The following is a 2,609-nucleotide window of genomic DNA, read 5'->3' as shown; positions in this document are numbered from 1 at the left end:
GTACTGGACCGTCGAATCGCCCTTCACCACCACCGGGAAATCCGGGGTGATCGCCTTCAGCGAGCGAAGACGCTCCTCGAGCTCACCGATCGTGACCGGATAGGCGTCGAGGAAGATCTGACCCGATTCCGAGATCGTGATCGCCTTGGTCTGCGGCTTGGCCATGCTCACCGCGGCACTGGCCTTGGGCAGGTTCACCTTGATGCCCTGCACCGACGCGGTGGTCATGATGATGAAGATCACGAGCAACACGTACGCCAGGTCGAGCATGGGCGTGATGTTGATGTCGTCGTACGGTTTGTCTTCGTCTTGCGCGCGCATGATCCGTTCCTCAGGCCGCGACGGCCGACGGGTGGGTGGCGCGCTGCTGTTCCGCCAGGCGAGTCACGAACTCGTCGACGAACACCTGCATGTTCGCGGTGACGTTCTTGTTGCGGATCAGCAGGTAGTTGTAGCCAAACAGCGCGGGGATCGCGACGAACAGACCGGCCACCGTGGCCAGCAGCGCGGCGGCGATACCCGGCGCGATGGCATTGACGTTGACGTCGCCGGCCGCGGCAATCGCCGCGAAGGTGATCATGACGCCGACCACGGTACCGAGCAGGCCGAGGAAGGGACCGCCGGAGATGGCGATGGTCAGCAGCACCATCGACTTGGAGAGCTTCTGGTTCTCACGCACCAGCACCGAATCCATGGTGGCGCGGATCGCTTCGATGGATTCCGCCGCGATATGGTCATGACCGTCCGCGTCGCGGCGATTCCACACTTCGCCAGCGCCGACCTTATACAGGCGGTACAGCGACGCGTCTTCCAGACGGGATGCGGTGGGATCGCGCGACAGCGCGAGGATATTGCGACCCTGCTGGCGGAAGGCCTCGAGGAAATCTTCGTTCGCGTTCGTCACGCGATTCACGTACGAAGCACGCTGCCACATCACCACCCAGGACAGCACGGCCATGATCATCAGGATGCCGATGATCGACCAGGCGTCCGCGGTGACCGACTTGACGATGATGCCGAAGTAGCCGAAGCCCACGCCCGACTGCTTCTCGTCGGCGCCATAGGCCAGCAGCTTCGATTCCGCGCCCTGGGTCTGTGCGTCCACCGCGATCAGCGTCGCCGGGCGGGCGATGCGCGACAGGCGCACTTCGTCCATCTGTCCGGTGAACGGCACGAAGGTTTCGGTCTGCCCGGCAATATCGCCACCGAGCGTGGCCTGGCTGGTCATCGCCGGCAGCTTCGCTGCCAGCTTGGCGTACGGCTTACCGTCCACATAGAGCTCGATGTCGTCGCCAGCGGCCGTGACAGCGAGGTGCGTCCAGGCACCGGCCTTGATCGGCTCACCGGCGGTGCTGGTGGCGTCGCCCGTCTGCACGAAGGGCACGCCATGGTCGAGGCCGATCAGTAGCTTCAGGTCGCCCTGGCGGCGGGCGTAAACCAGCGCGCGGCCATCGGCGATCGCGTCCAGCTTGATCCAGGTGCTGAAGGTGAACGTGCCGCCCTCGGCGACATTCATCGACACGCTGCCCGGCAGCGTCACGATCTTCGAACCGTCGAAGCGGGCCGACTTGCCGATGATGCCGTCCACGCCAGCGATGTCGTTACCGACGGCATGGTTGCCGTAGGCGGTGGYATCGTGCGGCGGCGTGCCGGCGGGTTCTTCGAAGTGGTAGACGGCGGCGTAGTCGGCGTCGAACACCGCACCGCCCTTCTCGCCGCCCTGCGCCWTCGCGTTGCCGTAGTACATCCATATCTGCTGCTGGGAGTCCGCGGCCACCTGCGGCACGTCCACCCAGATCAGGGCCACGCCTAGCACCGGATCGAAGCTCTCGATCTGGAAGTTCAGCGGCGTCTTGTCATCGGCGGCAACGAAGCGGACGTCCGCACCGGACTCCGAGACACCGTCGAAGGTGAAGTTGCCCGAGTGCAGGCGAACCAGCAACGGCGTGCGGCCGACCGCCGTGGTGACGTTGCCGCCCTTGGCCGTCGTGTCGATGGTGATGGCCTTGCGGAAGGAAAAGTCCTGGTTCCACCACGAGGTCTCGGCGTGTGCCGCAGGCACCCAGCCGAGGATCAGCAAGCAGGTCAGTAACAAGATTCGAGTCACGGTGATACCCCTGGAGTCTATGGTCCGACCTGCCGGTCAGAGATCCGCTTTGAGTGAGAAATGGATGCGAGTGTCGTGCGCACGCGTGGCCTGCCCGTTGTTGAACGGATAGGCCACCTCGAACGAACCGGTGGCGATGTTGAAAACCTGGAAACGGGTACCGACGCCGACGCTGGACAGGTCGTAGCTGTTCACGCGCGTGCTGCCGGCATCCGGGTTGTTCTGGTCGATCAGCTGGGGCAAGGCGTTCATCAGCGCCAGGTGCGCGGCATCCACGAAGGCGTGGAAGCGCCAGTCGTTCACCCAGCCGCCGATGTGTTGGGCGATGGACGGCGTGCGCAGTTCGAGCGACCCGATGACGCCGTGGTCGGCGGTTTCTTCCGCTTCGAGGTAACCGCGCACGGTGCTGTCGCCACCGGCTGCGTACTGTTCGCTGGAGACCAGCGACGAGGTCGCCAACTGCAGGCCGAGGCGACCGACCAGGCTGTAGCCGTCCTGGAAC

3 protein-coding genes are annotated in these 2,609 nt (G+C 64.7%); all 3 read right to left on the bottom strand.

Annotated features, from left to right (window positions below; translation table 11 throughout):
- Positions 1-321 (bottom strand): ExbD/TolR family protein (locus AC1DT2_RS20385; protein WP_477298352.1); only part of this gene is annotated, 321 nt, incomplete at its 3' end.
- Between the two features lie 10 nt (positions 322-331).
- Positions 332-2,107: a DUF2341 domain-containing protein gene (locus AC1DT2_RS20380; RefSeq protein ID WP_477298350.1), complete on the bottom strand. Its 1,776-nt coding sequence runs from the start codon at positions 2,105-2,107 to the stop codon at positions 332-334.
- A gap of 36 nt (positions 2,108-2,143) precedes the next feature.
- On the bottom strand, positions 2,144-2,609 hold a 466-nt coding region (locus tag AC1DT2_RS20375), incomplete at its 5' end, for a BamA/TamA family outer membrane protein (RefSeq protein ID WP_477298349.1).

This window comes from Luteibacter sp. P4_E6 (assembly GCF_056401535.1).
The sequence above is the reverse complement of the archived record's forward strand: the minus strand, read 5'-3'. Positions and strand labels throughout refer to the sequence as shown.